A 21,132-nucleotide genomic window follows, 5' to 3' on the forward strand; every position below is an offset into this window, starting at 1 on the left:
GGTGATCCCGCGCATTTCCTCAGCCCGTGAAAAAGTCATGTGCCATATCCTTCTGGAATCACCGCCGTGTCGTCGATCTCGGTCAGCCATTCGGGCCGCGCCAGAGCCTGCGCTTCTTCTTGGCAATCCAAACAACTGCCCGCATGCGAGCCATTGTCCAGCTGATACGTCGGCGGCGCGCGGACGAAAATGACGAAATCCGTCAGCACTGCTTAGGACGAGCCTAAACCATCCGACGCCCGGCGCGGTTTAATGCCCGCTTAAGGTTGGCGGGCGAATCGTCCCGCCATGAACAATACGACGGTAAAATACGCCCTTCGGGCTTTTCGATCCATCGCCGCCGCATTGGCGGTGTCGGTGGCCGGGCTTGCGGCCTCGGCTCAGGGGCTTGGCCAATCGGCCAACGCGCCGCTTCCCGTGTCCGAGGCGTTTCAGATCGACATTGCCGAGGGCGATGACGGCGCGCGCATCCTGTCATGGGAGATCGCGGAGGGCTATTACCTCTACCGCGATCAACTGGCGGCCGAAACAGCCGAGGGCACCGCGGTGCCGCTTGAAACCGCCCCCGGCATCATGATGGACGATCCGACATTCGGATCGGTCGAGATCTATCTGGACAGCGCCCGTGCCGTGATGGCGCCCGCGTCCGGCGAGGTCACCGTGACATGGCAGGGCTGCCAGGATGGCGGCATCTGCTATCCGCCGGTCAGCCGGACACTGGCCGCCGCGGACGGCGCGGGCGCTGCTGCGCCGCAGGCCGGGGGCATCGCCCTGGCAAAGGAGACGGGCATCATCGACACGCTGCGCGCGCGGGGCGGAACGCTGTTGGTGCTGGCGGGATTCCTGGGATTCGGGCTGCTGCTGGCGTTCACGCCTTGCGTATTTCCGATGGTCCCGATCCTTGCCGGGCTGCTGACGCGGCAAGGCGAGACGCTGACTGTGCGGCGCGGGGCGGCGCTGTCGGGCGTCTATGTGCTGGCGATGGCGTCAGCCTTCGGGCTGCTGGGCGTGGCGGCGGCGTGGTCCGGGCAGAACCTGCAGATGGCGCTGCAATCGCCGGTGGCGATCTATGTCGTGGCGGCGATCTTCGTCGCGCTGGCGCTGTCGATGTTCGGGCTGTTCGAACTGCAGCTTCCCGACGCATGGGCGCGCAGGTTGTCCCCGGCGGGCGGGGCGCGGCGCGGCACGTTCGGCGGGGCGGCGACGCTTGGGTTTACCTCGGCGCTGATTGTCGGGCCTTGCGTGACGGCACCCTTGGCCGGTGCGCTTCTTTATATCGCCGGGACCGGCGATCTTGCCCTTGGGGCCGGGGCGCTTTTTGCCCTGGGCCTGGGGCAGGGTATTCCGCTGATGGTTGCCGGCACGCTCGGCGCGCATGTGCTGCCGCGCGCAGGCGCGTGGATGGACGGGGCGAAACGCATCTTTGGCTTTGTCTTTCTGGGCATGGCGATCTGGCTGCTCGGGCGCCTGATACAGGGCCCCGCAACACTCGCGCTTTGGGCGGCGCTGCTGGTCGGTGCGGCAATTTTCGCAGGCGCCATGGACCTGCTGGCCCCGGATGCCACGCCCGCGCGGCGAGGTGTCAAAAGCGCCGGGATCATGTCGCTCATCGCCGGTGCGATCATGGCCGTGGGCGCGGCGTTGGGCGGCAGTGATCCGCTGCGGCCGCTGGCAATGCTGCAATCGCAGGGGAGCCGCGCAGGCGATGCGGGCAGCGCCGTTTCGTTTGAAACCGTGACCAATGCCCGCGATCTGGACGGCGCCATTTCGGCCAAGGCGGACATGCCGGCGATGATCTATGTCACCGCCGATTGGTGCGTCACCTGCCGGGTGATCGAGCGCAATGTTTGGCCCGACACCGGCGTGCAGGCGGCACTGTCCGCGGTGAACGTGATCGCCGCCGATGTCTCGGATTTCGGCGCGGACGGGCAGGAGATGCTGGCGCAGCTCGGCGCCGCCGGACCGCCGACGATGGTGTTTCTGGATCGCAGCCGGGCCGAGGCACCGGGCACCCGCATCATCGGCGATACCGGCCCCGGCGCCGTGAAAACCTCGGCCGAGGCGATCCGGTAGTCGCCGCCAATCAATGAGAACAAGAAGGAGTCACGAGATGAAAAAGGTCACGCGCAGGAACATACTGCTTGGCGCCGTTGCCGCCGGAGGCACGGCGGGCATTGTCGGCGCCGGATTCATTCCGGTCGCCAGACAGGCGAGAGCGCAGGAGTTGACGATCAACGACGTGCTGTTCGATCAGGACAATCCGGTGCTGGGAAATCCCGACGGCGATGTCACCATCGTTGAGTTCTTCGACTATCAATGCCCCTACTGCAAGATCAACCACCCCGCGCTGAGCCGAACGGTCGCCGAGGATGGCAATGTCCGCCTTGTGATGAAGGACTGGCCCATCTTCGGCGCGCCGTCGATCCGCGCCAGTCAGCTGGTGCTGGGCGCGGCCGATCTGGGCGCCTATTCCGAGGCGAACGCGGCGCTCATGGCGACGGAGGCGCGCCTGTCAGAGGTCGATATCAACACCGCGCTGGAAAACGCCGGTCTTGATATTGCCGAGCTGGACGCGGCGTTCCGGTCCAATCGCGACAAATGGGAAGGCCTGATGGCGCGCAACGACCGCCAGGCGGCGCAGCTTGGCCTGCAGGGAACGCCCGCGTTCATCATCGGAACCACGATCTATCCGGGGTTCATGGACGGCGCCGCCCTGAAAGACGCCATCGCACAAAGCCGGGGATAATTCCATCGCCCGGCGACGATCTGCAAAGGATACACTCATGCTCACACGTCGCTCCTTCGTCGCGCTTGCCGGGATGGGCGGGCTTGCCGCCTGCGCCCAGCCGCCAGCGCAGCCGGTGACGCGCGCCGTCATGGCGCCCGCGAAGACCCATCCGCCCCTGCCGGAGTTCTACGGCCCGATCACGACCGAGCCGTGGCCAATTCCCGCGATCCCCGACGGCACGATTGCGCCGCGCCTGTGGCGGCAGGAGGTGGACAACCCGTTTCCGGACCGGCCGCGCGGCACCATCGTGATCGATCCCGATGCCGCGCTGCTTCATTTCGTCGAAGGCCCGGACAGGGCCATGCGCTATGGCGTCAGCGTGGGTGCGGCCGGATTTGCCTGGGCGGGCAAGGCGCATCTGCAGTTCTGCCGCGACTGGCCCCGCTGGAAGGTGCCCGCCGCCATGATCGAGCGGCAGCCCAATCTGGCGCCCTATTCGGTCGCAAACGGTGGGATGGATCCCGGCCCGGACAATCCGATGGGCGCGCGGGCGCTTTATCTGTTCAAGAACGGCAAGGATACGCTTTATCGCGTCCACGGCAGCGCATCGCCGCAAGAGCTGGGCAAGGCCGTCTCGCAGGGGTGTATCCGCATGCTCAACCATGACGTGATCGACCTGCATGATCGCGCGATCCACGGCTCCTCGGTCGTCGTGCTGGGCACTGCGCGCCGGGCCGCGCAAAATTAAAGCGAGGTTTTGGAACCCGGACGGGGCGCAGGCCGCTGGCGCCTTGACGTCATCGACAAAAATCGCCGGGATCGCGCCAACGGCGCCGCGTCGGAATAGGGCATTAAGTTCGGCTTAAGGTTTCAGTTGGCAGTTCGGGCACCGCAGCGGACCTGTTCCAGCGAAAGGGAGCATGCCATGATCTTTACCATCGGAACGCTTGTCCTGGTCAGCTTTGGCGTCTCGCTTGTCGCGCTGGTCGTTTTGATCTGGGCGATCTCGCGCAGCGAAATGCGCTTTACCCACGCCGATGCGCGCACCATCTTCGAGGCCGAGGACCGGGGCGAAACGCTCGATGATCCCGGCACGCAGGCGGGGCAGGCGGACACACCGCATGGCCATGACGGCAAAAGCTTTTTCCGGACAGCAGCCGCAAGATCATCCTCTTTGTTTTCGCCACCGCGACGCTCTGGCTGCTTGTGGGCAGCAGCTTTGGCCTGATCGCTTCGCTGAAATTGCACCTTCCCGACTGGCTCGACAGCCATGCCGCGCTGACCTTTTGGACGGATGCGCACATTGCACACGCGGCGGCATGTCCGCCGTGGGCGACGCGATCGACATCTCGCGCATGGCCCGCCGTGTGCTGCGCCAGAGGCTCGTGTTCTCGGTCGGCTACAATGTGCTGGCCCTCGGCCTTGCCGTCTTCGGCACGGTGCCGCCCCTTGCGGCGGCCGGTGCGATGGCCGCAAGCTCGCTGATGGTGATTGCCAATGCCGGACGCTTGCGCGTCGGCGCCGCAAGAAGCAGGCTGGGCGCAGGGCCTGCTGCCGCACCAGCGCCAGCGGCGGAATGGCAAATGTCGAACGGATGACCTGCGGCCCGGCCTTTCATTCGCCGCGCGGGCGCTAGATGATGACCGACACCCTGTTGAGAAGAAGGAATTTGAGCATGATGGACAAAGTGGACGTGGCGATCATCGGCGCCGGAACGGCAGGGCTGGCTGCCCTGCGCGATGTGCGCCGCAAGACCGACGATTTCGTTCTCATCAACAAGCGGCCCTACGGGACAACCTGCGCGCGCGTCGGCTGCATGCCGTCGAAGACGCTGATCGCGGCGGCGAACGCGTATCACGAGCGGACCTTGCTGGATACGTTCGGCATCAGGGGGGCCGAGAACCTGAAGGCCGACATTCCCGCCGTGATGGCGCGCGTCCGGGAGCTGCGCGATCATTTTGTCGAGGGTGTGCTGAAATCGACAGAGGATCTGGGCGAGCGCAACATCGCGGGACAGGCGCGGCTTGACGGTCCGAACCGGGTGGTCGTGGACGGCCGCACGATCGAGGCGCGCCAGATCATTCTGGCGCCGGGCTCCAGCCCTGTCGTGCCGAAACCCTGGCAAAATTTCAGCGACCGCATCCTGACCACCGACACGCTGTTCGAAGAGCGCGATCTGCCCGCGCGTATCGGCGTGATTGGCCTTGGCGCCATCGGCGCCGAAATGGCGCAGGCCCTGGCGCGGTTGGGGATCGAGGTGCACGGATTTGACGGCGCCGACCAAATGGCCGGCATCACCGACGAAAAGGTCGCCCGGACATTGCAAGACGCCCTGTCCAAGGAGTTCGCCATTCGCCTCGGTGTGGAAGTGAACCTTGCCGAAGCGGATGACGGCGTGAAAATCGAGTGGGGCGATGACAGCGTCGTCGTCGACAAGGTGCTGGTCGCGGTGGGCCGCCGCCCGAATGTGCAGGATCTGGGTCTGGACAGCCTGGGCGTTCCGCTGGACGACAAGGGGATGCCCGAAGTCGATCCGAATACCATGCGGATCGGCGACACGCCTGTGCTGTTCGCCGGGGATGCCAACGGCATACGCCCCATCCTGCATGAGGGATCGGACGAGGGCCATATCGCGGGCCTCAACGCAACCAGCGACGCGCCCGTGCGGCTGGACCGGCGGACGCCGATGACCGTGACGTTCTGTGCGCCGCAGGTCGCCTCGGTCGGCAAGAGCGCTAGCGAGCTTGATCTGGAAGACGTCCTGACCGGCGAGGTCGATTTCAGCACCCAGGGCCGCGCGCGGACGATGCAGCAGAATTGCGGCCTGCTGCGCATCTATGCCTCGAAAAACGACGGGCGCCTGCTGGGCGCCGAGATGGCGGCGCCTGCGGCGGAGCATATGGCGCATCTGCTGGCGCTGGGGATCAAGCAGAGCCTCACCGTTCACGATCTGCTGGGGATGCCGTTCTATCACCCCACGCTGGAGGAAGGGGTGAGATCCGCCCTGCGCCAGATCGCCCGCGAATTGCCGCCCTGCAGCATATCCGACCTGGCAGGATGCGGCTCGCTTGATGTTGAAGCGCTGGAGTGACGGCTTTGGCCGCGCGCGAAACGCGGTGCGCGCGGCTTACCTCATCCAGATCTCGACGCGGCGGTTGGCGCGGCGGCCCCACTCGCTGTCGTCGCAGGCCATGGGCATGGCCTCGCCGAAGGCTTCGGTTTCCAGCTTGAGCCGATCTAGCTGGGCGGTTTCGGCGGCGCGGAGCACAGCGTCGCGCACGGCATCCGCCCTTCGCAGAGCGATGGTGCGGTTGGTCGATGCCGGGCCCTCGCCATCGGAAAAGCCGACAAACAGCAGTTGCCGCCCGTCGTAGAACCCGCTTTCCAGCGCCCGCGCCAGCCCGTCGACGTTGGAGCGTGACTGCGCGTCCAGCCTGATCGAGCCCGGCTCGAACCTGAATGTGGTGGTCAGGCGCTTGAGGGGGCTGAGGATCCGCACCATGCGTTGCAGATCGGCAAGGGTGATATCCTCGCCCGCGCGCAGGACGGCATTTGCAAAGCGGTCGCCCTGCGCGTCTATCTCGATCTCTTCGGGAAGCTGATCGACGAAACCGGCGCGCCGGATCACCAGCTGCGCGGCCGGCTCGCGCGTGAAGATCAGGAACTCGCGCACGAGTTTCGGCAGGCGACGCGCCGGAAGATAGAGGAACATGGGCGCGGTCAGGGGGTAATCCTCGGTCTTGACCGCGCGCCGCGTCGCCTGCATCGCAAACCCGCAAGCGCCGGTCAGCGCAAGCTCGAACGTCAGCCCCATTTCCGAGCGGCTGCCGATGCCCAGCGCGAAGGGATCCGCGGCAACAGCCTGCGACAACGCCTCGCCGGTCAGGTGATGCCTGGCCTGCGGTGTGAACCCCTCGGCGCCGTCCGTCAGCATGCGGCGCTCGGTCGACTGGCCGATCCCGGTAGAAGGATCATGCAGATGCACCGCGATGGGCGCATCGGCGCCGCCCAGGGCGACCCAGTCGGCAATCTCGCCCGTCAGCACGCGGGCCAGTTCCGGCGTGGTGATCGACGTGACAGGATTGCCCGCCGACACCAGCGGCACCAGCGCATCAAGGGCCAGAACACGGCTGCGGCGGGCATCGCGCAGATCGCCAAGGCCCGCTTCGCGGCCGCGGATCGCCTCGTTGCGCGTCACTTCGCGCAGGGACATGACCATATCGGCCTCGCCTTCCAGAAGATCGGCAAAGCCGCTGTCCGTGTTGGACAACCTCAGATGGAACCGCCCCCGCGGAAGGCCCTCTTCGGGGTCGCTGAGCGTGTAGGAAAACACGCTGCCCGAGGTATTCTCGCGCGACAGATCCAGCCCCTGGCGCAGGGCGAATGCCTCGATCAGGGCCGGCATCAAGACGCGGCCGATGGTCTGCGCGCCCGACATCGTCACCTCGGCGACATAGGCGTTCAGGTTGGGGCATCCCGGCCCCTCGCAGAGCACGCCGGAGCCGTCGATGGTCAGCTCGCCATAGATCGTCTCGACCCGGTAGAATTCACCGTCAAAGCCCAGAAGGTCGCCGGTAATCTCGACGTCGCCATCGCGCGAGGTGAGCGTGACGTCCTGCGCGGCCACAGCCGATGCGCTGCACCAAAAGGCAAGTGCGGCGAAAATCGCCGCACGGGGAATTGTCATCAAGGGGCGGCCTCGGACGCTGGAAATCAGTTGCGCGCGATGGTGATGTCATTCACCAGATTTTTCAACACCAGAAAATCGCCGACAGCATCGCATTCGGGCATCATCAGCGTCAGATCCTGAACATTAAGGGCGCGGCCCGGCTGCATCTGAAGCGTCTGCGCCTCGATATCCTTGGCGCAATTGGCCTGCGTGACTTCCGCCTCGACCTGCAGGTCGATGTCCCCGTCGCGCCCGTCGAGGCGGCTGGGGAAGGTATAGACCTGGGCCATCAAGGCGTTCGGTTGATCGGCATCCCCAAGCAGCGTCATGAAGCCGCGATCGCCATCCGACGCGGCGGCGACATCACGCCGCGCTTCGGCCCAGACATGGCCCTCGCTGCCAAACTCCGCACCAAATTCCAGCGCGTGCAGCGCCAGCCCGCTATCGCCCTGCCATTGGACGGCAACGCGCTGATAAGTCTCAAGCGCATCCACCTGCGCTTGCGCCACCGCGCCGTCGCCATTGGAAAAGCCCGCGATGAATACCGCAGATTTGGCAAGGGCCGGGACCAGCATGCTGGCGTGGCCGCCTTCATCGGTGATCTGGGTGAACATCATGCCGTTGTGATGCAGGGTAAACCGCTCGCTGCGCGCGCAGGGTGCGTCCAGTGACAGGGCCACCATTGCCCCCGGCGCCGGATCGGCGGTCAGCGTGTATTCGCATGCCAGGCTGGGGGCGGGTACTTCGGCGGGAAGCGCATCGGTCAGCGTCACGCCCTCTGCATCGCTCAGCGCGGCCTCGCGGGTGTCTTGCGCCGCGAGGGGCGCGGGCAATATGGCGTCCGCCTGCGCGTCGCCGGGCGGGGCGGGAATGGCCGAGGTCAGTTCGATCGAGGACAGCTCCAGCGTGCCGGACGGACCGTTCGCGCCCGCCGCCGTCGCCTGCTTTTGCGGCGCTCCGGCGCTGGCGGCGCCGCTGGTTTGCATGAAATGGCCGGCGCCCAGCGCCAGGGCCAGGGTGCCGCATCCCATCGCGAAAATCCTGATCTTTTGCATCTCGAGTCTCCACACAATTCGCTTCTGGTCGATGCCTGAAGCTATGCGTGGAAAACGGCGCCCATGTGGCGCGGGCGCGGAGTCATTCGGGCCGCACCAAGGCGGCCCGGTGTTCAGACTGTCAGGTTTGGAAGGTTAACGGACGTGTCAGGCAAGGCGCCCGTGGCAATGCTTGAACTTCTCGCCCGAGCCACAGGGGCACGCGGTGTTGCGGCCGGGATTGCCCCAGGTCGATGGGTCATTTTCGTTAAAACCGGGCACGGCGGCCTCCTGCGTGGTCTGCGCCGAGGGCCTGCCATCCTCGCGCGGGGTGGCCGCCTGCGACTGGGCCTCCAGCGCGGCGCGTTCCTGCATCATCTTTTGCATCATCGCCTGCTGATCGGCCTCGGACACCGGCTGAACCTGGCTCAGCTTTCGCGTCACGTCCTGGCGCAGGCTGTCCAGCATCGTCTCGAACATCTGGAACGCCTCGTTCTTGTATTCGTTCAGCGGATCGCGCTGTGCATAACCGCGAAAGCCGACAACGCTGCGCAGATGCTCCAGCATCAGCAGGTGATCGCGCCACTTGCCGTCGATGGTCTGCAGCAGCAGCTGTTTTTCGATCATCCGCATGTTGCCCGCACCGAAGGCGACCGCCTTCTTGGCCATCATCTCGTTCGCGTGCTTCTCGATCCGCTCGCTGATGTCCTCGTCATCGACGCCTTCCTCATCGGCCCAGGCCTGCACCGGCAGGTCCATGTTCAGTTGCTCGACGATCGCGTCGTGCAAACCCTCCATGTCCCACTGATCGGCATAGGTCTTGGGCGGCATGTATTGATCGACCAGATCGTCGATCACCTCGCCGCGCATGTCCTTGACGATCTCGCTCAGGTCATCGGCGCGCATGATGTCGAGGCGCTGCTTGAAGATCACCTTGCGCTGTTCGTTCATCACGTCGTCGAACTTCAGCAGCTGTTTGCGGATGTCAAAGTTGCGCCCCTCGACCTTGGCCTGCGCACGTTCCAGTGATTTGTTCACCCACGGGTGAATGATCGCCTCGTCCTCTTTCATGCCAAGACCCGACAGCACCTTTTCCAGACGCTCCGAGCCGAAGATGCGCATCAGATCATCGTCCAGCGACAGGAAGAAAGAGGATTGGCCGGGATCACCCTGACGGCCCGAGCGGCCGCGCAGCTGGTTGTCAATCCGGCGGCTTTCGTGGCGTTCGGTGGCCAGGACGAACAGACCGCCGGCATCCTTGACAGCTTGCTCTTCGGTCTTGTGATCCTCTTCGATGCGGGCGCGGATCTCGGCCGGATCGCCATCGGGATCGGCGCTGATCGCCTCCATGATCTTCATGTCGATGTTGCCGCCCAGCTTGATGTCGGTGCCGCGCCCCGCCATGTTGGTGGCAATCGTCACCGCGCCCAGCTTGCCCGCGTCGCCGACGATCTGCGCCTCTTTCTCGTGTTGGCGCGCGTTCAGGACGTTATGGGTGATGCCCGCATCGGTCAGCATCTGGCTGAGCATTTCGGATTTTTCAATCGACGTGGTGCCGACCAGCGTGGGCTGGCCCTTGACGTTGGCTTCCTTGATCTCCTCGATCACGGCCTTGTATTTTTCCGCCGTGGTGCGGAATACCGCATCATCCTTGTCCACCCGCGCGATGGGGCGGTTGGTGGGCACCTCGACGACGCCCAGACCGTAGATTTCGGCAAATTCCTCGGCCTCGGTCGAGGCGGTGCCGGTCATGCCGGCCAGCTTGTCATACAGACGGAAATAGTTCTGGAACGTCACCTGCGCCAGCGTCACGTTCTCGGGCTGGATATTGGCGCCTTCCTTGGCCTCGATGGCCTGATGCAGACCGTCGGACAGGCGGCGGCCGGTCATCATGCGACCGGTGAATTCGTCGATCAGCACCACCTCGCCGTCGCGGACGATGTAATCCTTGTCCTTCTGAAACAGCTTGTGCGCGCGCAGACCCTGATTGACGTGATGCACGATGGTCGTGCTTTCGGGATCATAGAGCGATTGATCCTCGGGCAGTACGCCGCGTTCGACCAGCAGGGTTTCCAGAAACTCGTTACCCTCATCGGTAAAGGTGGCGCTGCGAGCCTTTTCGTCGATGGTAAAATGTTCATCCTTCAGCTCGGGGATCAGCTTGTCGATGGTCAGGTACAGATCGCTGCGGTCCTGCGCGGGGCCTGAAATGATCAGCGGCGTGCGCGCCTCGTCGATCAGGATGCTGTCCACCTCGTCCACGATGGCAAAGTTGTGGCCGCGCTGGCTCATGTGGGTCAGCTCGGATTTCATGTTGTCGCGCAGATAGTCAAAGCCCAGCTCGTTATTCGTGGCATAGGTCACGTCACAGGCGTAGGCGCGCTGTTTCTCATCCTCGGGCTGCTGCGGATAGACGACACCGGTGGTCATTCCCAGCGCGCCAAAGACCGCGCTCATCCATTCAGCGTCGCGCTTGGCCAGATAGTCGTTGACGGTGACGATATGCACGCCCTTGCCGGTCAGCGCGTTCAGATAGGCAGGGAACGTGGCGACCAGCGTCTTGCCCTCGCCGGTCTTCATCTCGGAAATGTTACCCTGATGCATGAAGACGCCGCCCATCAGCTGCACATCGAAGGCGCGCAGCCCCAGCGCGCGGCGCGCGGCCTCGCGGCAGTTGGCAAAGGCTTCGGGCAAAAGCGCGTCCAGCGTCTCGCCGTTCTGGGCACGGCTGCGCAGCTCGTTCGTCTTGGCCATAAGACCATCGTCGTCCAGCGCCTCGATCTCGGGCTCCAGCGCGTTGATCTTCTCGATCAGCGGGCGCGTTGCCTTGATCTTGCGGTCGTTCGGTGTGCCGAAAACCTTACGGGCGACTGTTCCGATACCCAGCATGTTCAATCTAATCCCGTGTTGTGATCTGCTTTGCGCCTGGCGATGGCTTGCCCCGTTTCCATTGCGCCCCTACATGGGGCAAGGTATCAGCGGGAAAGCCTGTATTGACAGGCGATGTAAGGGCCTGCTGGCTAAGTGTCAACGTCGCGCCCATGCGCGGCACCAACCGATCAACTCCGAAGGAACGCTCATATGTTCGACCGTCTCAAACCAATTGCCACCTGCGCCGCGCTGATGGGGGCAGTTGGCATCGCGCCGGTCCTCGCCGATGATGCGCCTACCGCCGATACCGTCGTCGCCACCGTCGGCGAAACCGACATCACCCTGGGCCATATGCTGACCCTGCGCGCGGGCCTGCCCGAGCAGTTCACCCAGGTGCCTGCCGATGTGCTCTACAAGGGGATTCTGGACCAGTTGGTGCAGCAAACGCTGCTGGTGGATGCCCATGAGGGCGATATCTCCAAGCGTGCCGCACTGGCGCTGGAGAACGAGCGCCGCGCGCTGATCGCGTCCGAGGAAATGGCGCAGATCGTCGATACCGCCGTCACCGATGAGGCGGTCCAATCCTATTTTGACGAGAATTACCTGAACGCCACCGACGTGACCGAATACAAGGCCGCACATATCCTGGTCGAGACCGAGGACGCGGCCAAGGCGCTGGTCGAAGAGGCACGCGGCGGCGCCGAGTTTGCCGAACTGGCCAAGGAACACTCCACCGGCCCCTCCGGTCCCGGCGGCGGCGATCTGGGCTGGTTCAGCGATGGCATGATGGTCGAGCCGTTTCAGGAAGCGGTCGAGCAGATGGAGCCGGGCAGCGTCAGCGATCCGGTCCAGACGCAATTTGGCTGGCACGTGATCAAGCTGGACGAGACCCGCGTCAAGGACGCGCCCAAGCTGGAGGACGTGCGCGCCGAGATCGAAGAGGCGCTGCGCCAGAAGGCGATCGAGGACCGTATCGCCGAGTTGCAGGAGGCCGGAGAGATCGACCGCAGCACCGGCGATGCGATGGATCCCGCCGTGCTGAACCAGCTTGAGCTTTTGGACGAGTAAGACACGTGGCGAAAATCACCTCCGTCTCGCCGCTGGCGCCTGCGTCTTTTCCTAATCTTCCGGTTATCGAGGGCGTCCGCTTTGCGAGCATTGCCGCCGGCGTGCGCTATTCGGGCCGCACGGACGTGATGCTTGCGCATCTGGCGCCGGGCAGCACCGTGGCGGGGGTTTTCACCCGCTCGGCCACCCGGTCGGCGCCGGTTCTGGACTGTCAGGCCAAGATCGGGCGCAGCGGCGGCGAGGGGGCGGCGATCATCGTCAATTCTGGCAATTCCAACGCCTTTACCGGGCGTCACGGCGTCGAATCGGTTCGCGCGGTGACGTCGGCGGTGGCGGATCTGCTGGACCTGCCCGTGCATCGCGTTTTCTCATCCTCCACCGGCGTGATCGGCGAGCCGATGAAGCATGAGCGCATCATCGCCAAGCTGGACGAGCTGAAGGCGGAGTTGCGCGCAGACGCAATGGAAGACGCCGCGCGCGCGATCATGACGACCGACACCTTTCCCAAGGGGTCCACCGCCGAGGTCGAGATTGACGGCCAGACCGTGCGCATCGTCGGCATCGCCAAAGGATCCGGCATGATCGAGCCGGACATGGGCACGATGCTGGTCTATATCTTCACCGATGCGGCGGTGGATCAACCCGTGTTGCAATCCATGGTGTCGGCACTGAACCGCACGACGTTCAATTGCATCACCGTGGACAGTGACACATCCACCTCCGATACGCTGCTGGTGGGCGCGACCGGCGCATCGGGCGTGCGCATCACCGAACATTCCATCGGCTTCATGGAAGGTCTGCGGCGCGTCATGCTGGACCTTGCGCAACAGGTGGTGCGTGACGGCGAGGGTGCGACGAAACTGGTCGAGGTGTCCGTCACCGGCGCCGCCAGCGACGCCGACGCGTATGTCCACGCAAAATCCATCGCCAATTCGCCGCTGGTCAAGACCGCCATCGCGGGCGAGGATCCGAACTGGGGCCGTGTCGTGATGGCCATCGGAAAATCCGGCGCGCGGGCCGACCGCGACACGCTGGCCATCTCGTTCGGCGATATCAAGGTGGCCGAAAACGGTTGGGTCAGCCCCGATTACAATGAGGAACGCGCCGCCGCCTACATGAAGCAGCCGGAGCTGGTGATCCATGTCGATCTGGGGCTGGGCGGCGGCACCGCGCGCGTCTGGAGCTGCGATCTGACGCATGGCTATATCGACATCAACGCCGATTATCGCTCGTGAAAGTCGTTCTTGTTGCCGCGGTCGCGCTCATCGACGTGGACGGTCGCATCCTGCTGGCCCAGCGCCCCGAGGGCAAATCCATGGCTGGCCTGTGGGAGTTTCCCGGCGGCAAGGTGGAACCGGGCGAGACGCCGGAGGCGGCGCTGATCCGCGAACTGCACGAGGAGCTGGGCATAGATACATGGGCCAGCTGCCTTGCGCCGCTGACCTTCGCCAGCCATGCCTACGAGGATTTCCATCTGCTGATGCCGCTTTTCGCCTGCCGCAAGTGGGACGGGATCGTGCAGGGGCGCGAAGGGCAGGCGCTGACATGGGCGCGTGCGACCGAGCTTCGCAATTACCCGATGCCGCCTGCAGATATCCCGCTGATCCCGATCCTCAGGGATTGGCTCTGACATAGAAAAAGGGCGCCCAATGGGCGCCCTTGTCATTTCAGCCGATCCGCGATCAATCCAGCGTGCGCACGATTTCTTCGCGCTCGAAGATCTCGATCACGTCATCGGGACGGATATCCTCGTAGCGCTCGAATGCCATGCCACATTCCTGGCCAGACTGCACTTCGGCCACTTCGTCCTTGAAGCGCTTGAGCGTCTTCAGCGTGCCTTCGTGGATCACCACGTCGTCGCGCAGCAGACGCACACCGGCCGAGCGGCGCGCAATGCCTTCGGTGACCAGGCACCCGGCAACCTTGCCGACGCCGGTGACCTTGAACACTTCCAGGATCTTGGCATAGCCGATGAACTTCTCGCGGATCTCGTTGCCCAGAAGGCCCGACGCTGCCGCTTTCACATCATCGACCAGATCGTAGATCACCGAGTAATACCGGATCTCCACACCCTTCTGGTTCGCGCTTTGACGCGCGGGCGCATTGGCCCGGACGTTGAAGCCGAAGACCGGCGCGCCCGACGCTTCGGCAAGGCCGATATCGGATTCGGTGATGGCGCCGACCCCGGAATGAAGCACGCGCACGCGCACCTCGTCGTTGCCGATCTTCTCCATCGCCTGCGCGATCGCCTCGGCCGAGCCTTGAACGTCCGCCTTCACGAGGATCGGCATCTCGGCCACGTTCTTGTCTTCCTTGGCCTGCGCCATGAGCTGATCCAGCGTCACGGCGGCGCCCGCTGCGGCGCGCCGTTCCTTGGCCGCGTTGGAGCGGTACTCGGCAATCTCGCGCGCCTGTGCCTCGGTATCGACCACGTTCAGAACATCGCCGGCCTCGGGTGTGCCGTTGATGCCGAGCACTTCGACAGGAACGGACGGGGCCGCCTCCTTGACGCGCTCGCCGCGGTCGTTGATCAGCGCACGGACCTTGCCATACTGCTCGCCGACGACAAAGATGTCGCCCTGGCGCAGTGTGCCCTTCTGGACCAGGACGGTGGCAACGGGGCCGCGGCCCACATCCAGCTGCGCCTCGATCACGGCACCTTCGGCGGCGCGGTTCGGGTTTGCCTTGAGTTCGAGGATCTCGGCCTGAAGCGCGATGGCCTCCAGCAGATCGTCAATGCCCTTGCCGCTCTTGGCGCTGACTTCGACGTCCTGAACATCGCCGGACATCGCCTCGACCACGACTTCGTGCTGAAGCAGGTCGGTGCGCACCTTTTGCGGGTTCGCCTCGTGCTTGTCGATCTTGTTGATCGCGACGATCATCGGCACCTTGGCCGCCTTGGCGTGGTTTATCGCCTCGACGGTCTGCGGCATCACGGCATCATCGGCCGCAACGACCAGCACGACGATATCGGTCACCTGAGCGCCGCGCGCACGCATCGACGTAAAGGCCGCGTGGCCGGGCGTGTCGAGGAAGGACAGGACCGAGCCGTTCGCCGTCTTGACCTGGTAGGCACCGATATGCTGCGTGATGCCGCCCGCCTCGCCCGACTGGACCTTGGCGTTGCGGATCGCATCCAGAAGCGATGTCTTGCCGTGATCGACATGGCCCATGATCGTGATGACCGGCGGACGCGGCTTCATGTCCTCGGCCTTGTCCTCGACCTTGGCGATCACGTCCTCGACGTCGGCGTCAGAGACGCGCACGACACGGTGGCCGAATTCCTCGATGATGAGCTCGGCAGTGTCGGCGTCGATCGCCTGGTTCTGCGTGACCATCATGTCGTTGTTCATCAGCGCCTTGACCACGTCCGCGACGCGCTCGGCCATGCGGTTGGCCAGCTCGGCGACGGAAATGGTTTCCGGCAACTGAACGTCGCGGATGATCTTTTCGCGCTCCTGCGTGCCGCCCATCGCCTTCTGGCGATTGCGCTCCTGCTTGCGCTTCATCGCGGCCATGGATTTCTGGCGGCCGCCTTCGCCGCCGGACAGGGCCTGATTCAGCGTCAGCTTGCCGGAGCGGCGGCTGTCATCGCCCATGCCCTTGCCCTTGGTCGGGCGCTTCTGGTCGGCTTCGCGGTCCTGCTGCTTGCCGCGCGGGGCGGAAGACGGCGCGGGCGCGCTGCGCGCGACGCGGCCGCCTGCTTCAGGCTCGGCCGGGGCGGCGGCGGCTTGCTTGGCCGCATCCTCGGCGGCGCGGCGCTGGCGCTCGTCCTCTTGTTCCTTGGCCTTGAGCGCGTCGAGACGCTCCTGCTCTTCGCGCTCCTTGGCCTCGGCCTCCTCGCGGCGGCGCTGGCGCTCTTCCTCGCGTTCCTTTTCCTCGGCGGCGCGGCGCGCGGCATCCTCGCCTTCGCGGGCCTTGGCGGCCTGAAGCGCTTTCATCCGGCGCTCCATCTCGGCGTCGGAAATGCCTGCGGGGCGCTTGGAGGGATCGCTGATGGGCGCGGGTTTGCCAGCGCCCGCCAGGTTGCCCGCACCCGGTTTGGGAACGACAACGCGCTTGCGCTTGGTTTCCACCACGACGTTCTTGGTCCGGCCATGGCTGAAGCTTTGCTTCACGTTGCCCGCTCGCGGACCGCCACGGACGCCCAATGTCTTTTTACCGTCGTTGTCGCTCATTTGGTCTTCTTTCCTTTCCGATGGCCGCTGCCATCGTCCGAAACGCGCAGGCCCTTGAGCCTTGCCGCCTCATCTACAACACGTTGCGTCAAACCACCAGCGGACAGTGCCGCGTGGATCGTGGTTTGTCGCCCGAAGGCCTGACCCAGCTCATCGGCGGTCAGCCAGCCGATGAAATTCCCGTAATGCGGCGTGCTGAGCTTGGATTTCCCGCGCTCCGAGCCGTCGCTGGCCTGGATCAGAACCTCGGCCTCTTCTTTGGCCAGCCAATCCTTGACCTTCTCATAACCCGCAACGGCATGACCGCCCTTGCGCGCAAGGCTGATCAGGTTGACCACCCGCTGCGCCAGCAGGCTTTCAACCCAATCCGTCATTCCGTCGGCCACCTGAACCGGCTGCTTCGCGGCGCGGGCGAAAAGCCCCTTCTTTGACGCCTTGTCCAGCGCGGCACGATCTGCCGCCACCCAGATACCACGGCCCGGCAGCTTTTCCATCAGATCGGGCGCGACCTGACCATCGGGGCCAATGACAAAACGGATCAGCCCGTGCTTTGGTTGCACCTCGCCCGTGGCGATGCATTTACGCTCGGGACCGTCGCTTCGGTCTTTGGGTTGCCCGCCGCGCCCCATGAGATGCCTCCGAAGCCTGCGATCAGGCTTCGGACTCCTCCTCGGCCGCGTCTTCGTCCGTGTCGGGCTCCAGCTCGGTGGGATCGACCCAGCCCAGCAGGACCCGCGCCGTCATCACCATATCCTGCGCTTCCTCCAGCGACACGTCGAAAGGCTCCAGCAATCCGTCGTCCTTGACGCGCTCGCCATCCTGGATGGTCCAGCCGCCGGCCAGCTCCCAATCGGCGCAGGTCGCGAAATCTTCCAGCGTCTTTACGCCATCCTCGGCCAGCGCAAGCACCATTTGGGGTGTCAGCCCCTCGAATTCAACCAGGCTGTCCTCGACACCCAGCTCGCGCGCCCTGTCCAGCGCGGCCTTGGCCTTGGCCTCCAAGATATCGCGGGCGCGCGCCTGCAATTCCTGAGCGGTGCCCTCGTCGACACCGTCGATGACCAGGAGCTCGTCGAGCTCGACATAGGCGACCTCTTCGAGATTGGTGAACCCTTCGGAGACCAGAAGCTGGGCAAAGAACTCGTCCAGATCCAGATTCTCCATGAAGAGGCCGGTGCGCTCCTCGAATTCCTTCTGGCGGCGCTCGCTGTCCTCGGCTTCGGTCATGATGTCGATGTCCAGACCGGTCAGCTGGCTGGCAAGGCGCACGTTCTGGCCACGGCGACCGATGGCAAGGCTCAGCTGTTCCTCGGGGACGACCACATCGATCTTGCCGGCCTCCTCGTCCAGAACCACCTTGGTCACTTCGGCGGGTTGCAGCGCGTTCACGAGGAACGTGGGCTGATCATCGTTCCACGGGATGATGTCGATCTTTTCGCCCTGAAGCTCGTTCACGACAGCCTGCACGCGGCTGCCGCGCATGCCGACGCAGGCGCCGACCGGGTCGATTGAGTTGTCATAGCTGATGACAGCGATCTTGGCACGGCTGCCGGGATCGCGGGCCACGGCCTTGATCTCGATGATGCCGTCATAGATTTCAGGCACTTCCATCTTGAACAGCTCGGCCATGAATTCCGGCGCGGTGCGCGACAGGAAGATCTGCGGGCCGCGCTGCTCGCGGCGCACGTCCTTGATGTAGCAGCGGATGCGGTCGCCGGGGCGATAGGCCTCGCGGCCGATCTTCTCGTTCCGGCGCAGGATGGCCTCGCCGCGGCCCACGTCGACGATGACGTTGCCGTATTCCTCGCGCTTGACCAGACCGTTGATGATGGTGCCTGCGCGATCCTTGAACTCCTCGAACTGGCGGTCGCGCTCGGCTTCGCGGACCTTTTGCAGGATCACCTGCTTGGCCGATTGCGCGGCGATGCGGCCCATCTCGACCGGGGGCACCTCCTCGCGGAACTCGTCGCCGATTTGCGGATCGGTCATGTATTGCTTGGCCTGCTCGACGGTGAATTCGGCCTGATAGTTTTCGACCGCGTCATCCTCGACGACGGTGCGCACGCGGGTGAATGTCGCGCGGCCCGTCTTGCGGTCGATGCTGACGCGGATATCCATTTCGGCGCCATAGCGGGATTTCGCAGCGCGCGAGAGCGATTCTTCCATCGCCTCGACCACCAGACCGGGGTCGATCATCTTTTCGCGGGCCACGGCCTCGGCGGTTTGCAGCAGCTCAAGCTGGTTTGCAGATGTGATTGCCATGGATTTCAGTCCTCCTCAGAACCGGTATCAGTCTGGATTTCGTCAAATTCGGTTTCGTTTATCGTGCCCGCCGCCTTGCGCTGGCGCAGCATTTCCTTGATCAGCTCGTCGGTCAGGACCAACTTGGCGTCGGCCAGCCAGTCGAATTCAAGGCCGATGGTGCCTTCCTCGACGTTGATCAGCACCTCGGTGCCCTCAACCCCGGCCAGCATCCCCTTGAAGCGCTTGCGCCCGTCGATCAGCTCGTTCGTCTCGATTTTGGCCTCGTAGCCCTCGAACGTCTCGAAATCCTTGAGCCGTGTCAGGGGCCGGTCGATGCCGGGGCTGGACACCTCAAGCGTATATTGCTCGGTGATCGGATCCTCGACGTCCAGCACGGCGCTGAGCGCTGTCGACACCTTGGCGCATTCATCCACCTCGATGCCGCCCTCGGGCCGTTCGACCATGACTTGCAGGGTGTGATACTTGCCGCCCATCAGCCGCACGCGGACCAGCTCGAACCCCAGATCCTCGATCACGGGGGTAATGATCTCGGCCATGCGGCGGTCGATGGCGGCTTTGGCGATAAGGTCGTTGGTCATGGCGGTCAGGTCAGTCTTTCAAGCACAAAAAAACGGGCGCGCGGCCCGTTGACTTATCCGGTGGAGCATCTCGGTTTGGACCCGAAGCGCGCCGCTGTTGAGGGGGATATAGGCCCGCCGGCCAGAAACTGCAAGATCTTTGTCAGGCGGTGGCGACGCGGACGTTTTCAGGGCGGCCCTCGGGGTTCGGCGCGGTGCTGTCGAACGGAACGAAATCAAGGCCCGCAGCGGTGCGGCCAATCGCATGCGCGGGCCGCATCGCGGGGCAATTTGGATACTGCCGCCGAAGGGAGTCAGGTAGTCGCGCCTGGCTGCGAAGCGTCACCAGCAGCGATTCGACCAGCATGCCTTCGGCATCCAGAACCGAATGACGATCAAGCAGGATGTTGTAATATTCCGCCTGCGCGACGCGGCGCATCCGGCGGATGCCGGGGCGGTCCACCAGCTTGACCGCCGGGACCATCGTGTATTTCGTTCCCGGCGCCGCCGTCGGCATAATCATCGCCGCCACCGGTGATGATCGTATCGTTGCCGCCTGTTCCAAATTCGTCGGCCATGCCTCATCTCCACATTTTCAATGCAGGATGCGGCACAGCGGTTGACGAGGCATTAAGCCTCAATTTTTAACGAAAATTCTTCATTCTATTGCAAAGCTGGATCAGCCGCGGTGCGCCAGGCCATCCATGATGCGCACCAGTTCAGCGCTGATGCCCGGCTCGGACAGGGCGTGCCCCGCCAGCGGGATCATGTTCAGCCTGCAGGCAGGCCACGCGCCCGCCAGCGTATGGGCGGTGGCGGGCGGGCAGATCATGTCATACCGGCCCTGCACGATCACACCCGGCACCTCGGCCAGCCGGTGGATGTTGGCCAGGATCCAGCCGTCATGCTCAAGAAATCCCGCATGGGTGAAATAGTGGTTCTCCAGCCGGGCAAAGGCGCGCGCATATTCGGCCGGACCGTCGCCGCCGACCCCGGTGGAATTCACCGTTGCCAGCGCATTTTCCCATGCGCTCCACGCCCTGGCATAGACGGTTTCGGTGTGCGAATTGCCGCAGAAAAGCCGCTTGTGATACGCGCCGATCAGATCGCCGCGCTCGCCCTCCGGGATCGGCTCGACAAAGCGCGCCCAAGTCTCGGGCCAGAACAGACCGGCGCCGCCGCCGTAGAACCAGCCAAGCTCGGCCTGGGTCATGGTGAAGACACCGCGCAGCACCAGATGCGCGCAGCGGTTGGGATGCGTGATGCCATAGATCAGCGCCAGCGTGGCGCCCCAGCTGCCGCCAAAGACGATCCAGCGCTCGATCCCAAAGCTGCGGCGAATCAGTTCGATATCGTCCACCAGATGCCAAGTCGTGTTCGCCTCGACGGACGCGTGCGGCTTGGAGCGCCCGCAGCCGCGCTGATCGAACAGGATGATGCGGTAGGCCGCCGGATCGAAATATCGCCGCATCGCAGGGCTGCAGCCACCGCCGGGGCCGCCGTGAAACACGACGACGGGCTCTCCTTCGGGGTTGCCGGATTGCTCGACATAGATCTCGTGGCCGTCGCCGACGCTCAGCATCTGCCGGTCAAAAGGCTCGACCGGCGGGTAGAGATACTGCACCGCGCTTTTATGCCCCGAGATTTTATCCATGTCCGTCCTATGTTAAATCACGCCAAGAGCGGATAGCAGAAGCGTGCCTGCGCGATGGCAATCGCGGCCCTTGGCCAGCCGACACATCAGATAAGCGTCTTTGGCGCG

General features: G+C 64.4%; 19 protein-coding genes. 9 read left to right on the forward strand and 10 right to left on the reverse strand.

What is annotated here, in order from left to right:
* Positions 1–35: 35 nt before the first annotated feature.
* Positions 36–209 (reverse strand): hypothetical protein, encoded by a 174-nt coding sequence (locus tag DC366_RS20060; protein WP_207768670.1) that lies wholly within the window; start codon positions 207–209, stop codon positions 36–38.
* A gap of 79 nt (positions 210–288) precedes the next feature.
* Between DC366_RS20060 and dsbD the strand changes: the two genes are divergently transcribed.
* The 6 genes from dsbD (at position 289) to DC366_RS07575 (ending at position 5,819) form a co-directional block, all read left to right on the forward strand.
* Positions 289–2,073 (forward strand): protein-disulfide reductase DsbD, encoded by a 1,785-nt coding sequence (gene dsbD, locus DC366_RS07550; protein WP_108691581.1) that lies wholly within the window; start codon positions 289–291, stop codon positions 2,071–2,073.
* Positions 2,074–2,110: 37 nt separating this feature from the next.
* Positions 2,111–2,746 carry a DsbA family protein gene (locus DC366_RS07555; RefSeq protein WP_108691582.1) on the forward strand — a complete coding sequence of 212 codons (636 nt, stop codon included), beginning with the start codon at positions 2,111–2,113 and terminating at the stop codon, positions 2,744–2,746.
* Positions 2,747–2,783: 37 nt separating this feature from the next.
* Positions 2,784–3,476: a L,D-transpeptidase gene (locus tag DC366_RS07560; protein WP_108691583.1), complete on the forward strand. Its 693-nt coding sequence runs from the start codon at positions 2,784–2,786 to the stop codon at positions 3,474–3,476.
* A 177-nt stretch (positions 3,477–3,653) separates the two neighbouring features.
* Positions 3,654–3,956 (forward strand): hypothetical protein, encoded by a 303-nt coding sequence (locus DC366_RS07565; RefSeq protein ID WP_108691584.1) that lies wholly within the window; start codon positions 3,654–3,656, stop codon positions 3,954–3,956.
* A 91-nt stretch (positions 3,957–4,047) separates the two neighbouring features.
* The gene (locus tag DC366_RS07570) at positions 4,048–4,326 is read left to right on the forward strand and encodes a hypothetical protein (protein ID WP_108691585.1); all 279 of its coding nucleotides are present in this window, start codon (positions 4,048–4,050) and stop codon (positions 4,324–4,326) included.
* Between the two features lie 77 nt (positions 4,327–4,403).
* Positions 4,404–5,819, forward strand: coding sequence for a dihydrolipoyl dehydrogenase (locus DC366_RS07575; protein ID WP_108691586.1), 1,416 nt, complete (start codon positions 4,404–4,406; stop codon positions 5,817–5,819).
* A gap of 36 nt (positions 5,820–5,855) precedes the next feature.
* Here DC366_RS07575 and DC366_RS07580 read toward each other — a convergent pair whose 3' ends face one another.
* From DC366_RS07580 to secA, 3 genes are all read right to left on the reverse strand, one after another.
* Positions 5,856–7,415 (reverse strand): substrate-binding domain-containing protein, encoded by a 1,560-nt coding sequence (locus DC366_RS07580; RefSeq protein WP_207768671.1) that lies wholly within the window; start codon positions 7,413–7,415, stop codon positions 5,856–5,858.
* 26 nt (positions 7,416–7,441) lie between these two features.
* A complete protein-coding gene (locus DC366_RS07585; RefSeq protein WP_108691588.1) occupies positions 7,442–8,452 on the reverse strand; it encodes a hypothetical protein in 1,011 nt (336 codons plus the stop codon).
* A 147-nt stretch (positions 8,453–8,599) separates the two neighbouring features.
* On the reverse strand, positions 8,600–11,320 hold the full coding sequence (gene secA / locus DC366_RS07590) for a preprotein translocase subunit SecA (RefSeq protein WP_108691589.1): 2,721 nt from the start codon (positions 11,318–11,320) through the stop codon (positions 8,600–8,602).
* A 192-nt stretch (positions 11,321–11,512) separates the two neighbouring features.
* Between secA and DC366_RS07595 the strand changes: the two genes are divergently transcribed.
* Genes DC366_RS07595 through mutT form a run of 3 tightly spaced genes read left to right on the forward strand, consistent with a single transcriptional unit; the run spans position 11,513 to position 14,000 of the window.
* Positions 11,513–12,370: a peptidylprolyl isomerase gene (locus DC366_RS07595; RefSeq protein ID WP_108691590.1), complete on the forward strand. Its 858-nt coding sequence runs from the start codon at positions 11,513–11,515 to the stop codon at positions 12,368–12,370.
* A gap of 5 nt (positions 12,371–12,375) precedes the next feature.
* Entirely contained in the window at positions 12,376–13,605 is a 1,230-nt protein-coding gene (gene argJ, locus DC366_RS07600; protein WP_108691591.1) for a bifunctional glutamate N-acetyltransferase/amino-acid acetyltransferase ArgJ, read from the forward strand.
* The gene (mutT, locus tag DC366_RS07605; protein ID WP_108691592.1) at positions 13,602–14,000 is read left to right on the forward strand and encodes an 8-oxo-dGTP diphosphatase MutT; all 399 of its coding nucleotides are present in this window, start codon (positions 13,602–13,604) and stop codon (positions 13,998–14,000) included. The genes argJ and mutT overlap by 4 nt, the downstream gene beginning before the upstream one ends.
* Positions 14,001–14,052: 52 nt before the next feature.
* Here the strand turns inward: mutT and infB are convergent, their stop codons facing one another.
* The 6 genes from infB to pip form a co-directional block, all read right to left on the reverse strand.
* Positions 14,053–16,548: a translation initiation factor IF-2 gene (infB, locus tag DC366_RS07610; RefSeq protein WP_108691593.1), complete on the reverse strand. Its 2,496-nt coding sequence runs from the start codon at positions 16,546–16,548 to the stop codon at positions 14,053–14,055.
* Positions 16,545–17,177 carry an RNA-binding protein gene (locus DC366_RS07615; protein ID WP_108691594.1) on the reverse strand — a complete coding sequence of 211 codons (633 nt, stop codon included), beginning with the start codon at positions 17,175–17,177 and terminating at the stop codon, positions 16,545–16,547. The genes infB and DC366_RS07615 overlap by 4 nt, the downstream gene beginning before the upstream one ends.
* Before the next feature lie 22 nt (positions 17,178–17,199).
* A complete protein-coding gene (gene nusA, locus DC366_RS07620) occupies positions 17,200–18,810 on the reverse strand; it encodes a transcription termination factor NusA (RefSeq protein ID WP_108691595.1) in 1,611 nt (536 codons plus the stop codon).
* A 5-nt stretch (positions 18,811–18,815) separates the two neighbouring features.
* Complete coding sequence (gene rimP, locus DC366_RS07625) at positions 18,816–19,391, reverse strand: ribosome maturation factor RimP (RefSeq protein ID WP_108691596.1); 576 nt, start codon at positions 19,389–19,391, stop codon at positions 18,816–18,818.
* 142 nt (positions 19,392–19,533) lie between these two features.
* Complete coding sequence (locus DC366_RS07630) at positions 19,534–19,935, reverse strand: Hint domain-containing protein (protein ID WP_279305755.1); 402 nt, start codon at positions 19,933–19,935, stop codon at positions 19,534–19,536.
* 114 nt (positions 19,936–20,049) lie between these two features.
* Positions 20,050–21,024 carry a prolyl aminopeptidase gene (gene pip / locus DC366_RS07635; RefSeq protein ID WP_108691598.1) on the reverse strand — a complete coding sequence of 325 codons (975 nt, stop codon included), beginning with the start codon at positions 21,022–21,024 and terminating at the stop codon, positions 20,050–20,052.
* Positions 21,025–21,132 lie beyond the last annotated feature (108 nt).

The sequence above is a fragment of the Pelagivirga sediminicola genome, from assembly GCF_003072125.1.
Lineage (GTDB): Bacteria > Pseudomonadota > Alphaproteobacteria > Rhodobacterales > Rhodobacteraceae > Roseovarius > Roseovarius sediminicola.

What these genes read in the sequence shown, in the direction of transcription:
- dsbD (WP_108691581.1), top strand. Translation starts at nt 289, where the DNA reads ATGAACAATACGACGGTAAAATACGCCCTTCGGGCTTTTCGATCCATC.
- DC366_RS07555 (WP_108691582.1), top strand. Translation starts at nt 2,111, where the DNA reads ATGAAAAAGGTCACGCGCAGGAACATACTGCTTGGCGCCGTTGCCGCC.
- DC366_RS07560 (WP_108691583.1), top strand. Translation starts at nt 2,784, where the DNA reads ATGCTCACACGTCGCTCCTTCGTCGCGCTTGCCGGGATGGGCGGGCTT.
- DC366_RS07565 (WP_108691584.1), top strand. Translation starts at nt 3,654, where the DNA reads ATGATCTTTACCATCGGAACGCTTGTCCTGGTCAGCTTTGGCGTCTCG.
- DC366_RS07570 (WP_108691585.1), top strand. Translation starts at nt 4,048, where the DNA reads ATGTCCGCCGTGGGCGACGCGATCGACATCTCGCGCATGGCCCGCCGT.
- DC366_RS07575 (WP_108691586.1), top strand. Translation starts at nt 4,404, where the DNA reads ATGATGGACAAAGTGGACGTGGCGATCATCGGCGCCGGAACGGCAGGG.
- DC366_RS07580 (WP_207768671.1), bottom strand. Translation starts at nt 7,415, where the DNA reads ATGACAATTCCCCGTGCGGCGATTTTCGCCGCACTTGCCTTTTGGTGC.
- DC366_RS07585 (WP_108691588.1), bottom strand. Translation starts at nt 8,452, where the DNA reads ATGCAAAAGATCAGGATTTTCGCGATGGGATGCGGCACCCTGGCCCTG.
- secA (WP_108691589.1), bottom strand. Translation starts at nt 11,320, where the DNA reads ATGCTGGGTATCGGAACAGTCGCCCGTAAGGTTTTCGGCACACCGAAC.
- DC366_RS07595 (WP_108691590.1), top strand. Translation starts at nt 11,513, where the DNA reads ATGTTCGACCGTCTCAAACCAATTGCCACCTGCGCCGCGCTGATGGGG.
- infB (WP_108691593.1), bottom strand. Translation starts at nt 16,548, where the DNA reads ATGAGCGACAACGACGGTAAAAAGACATTGGGCGTCCGTGGCGGTCCG.
- DC366_RS07615 (WP_108691594.1), bottom strand. Translation starts at nt 17,177, where the DNA reads ATGGGGCGCGGCGGGCAACCCAAAGACCGAAGCGACGGTCCCGAGCGT.
- nusA (WP_108691595.1), bottom strand. Translation starts at nt 18,810, where the DNA reads ATGGCAATCACATCTGCAAACCAGCTTGAGCTGCTGCAAACCGCCGAG.
- rimP (WP_108691596.1), bottom strand. Translation starts at nt 19,391, where the DNA reads ATGACCAACGACCTTATCGCCAAAGCCGCCATCGACCGCCGCATGGCC.
- pip (WP_108691598.1), bottom strand. Translation starts at nt 21,024, where the DNA reads ATGGATAAAATCTCGGGGCATAAAAGCGCGGTGCAGTATCTCTACCCG.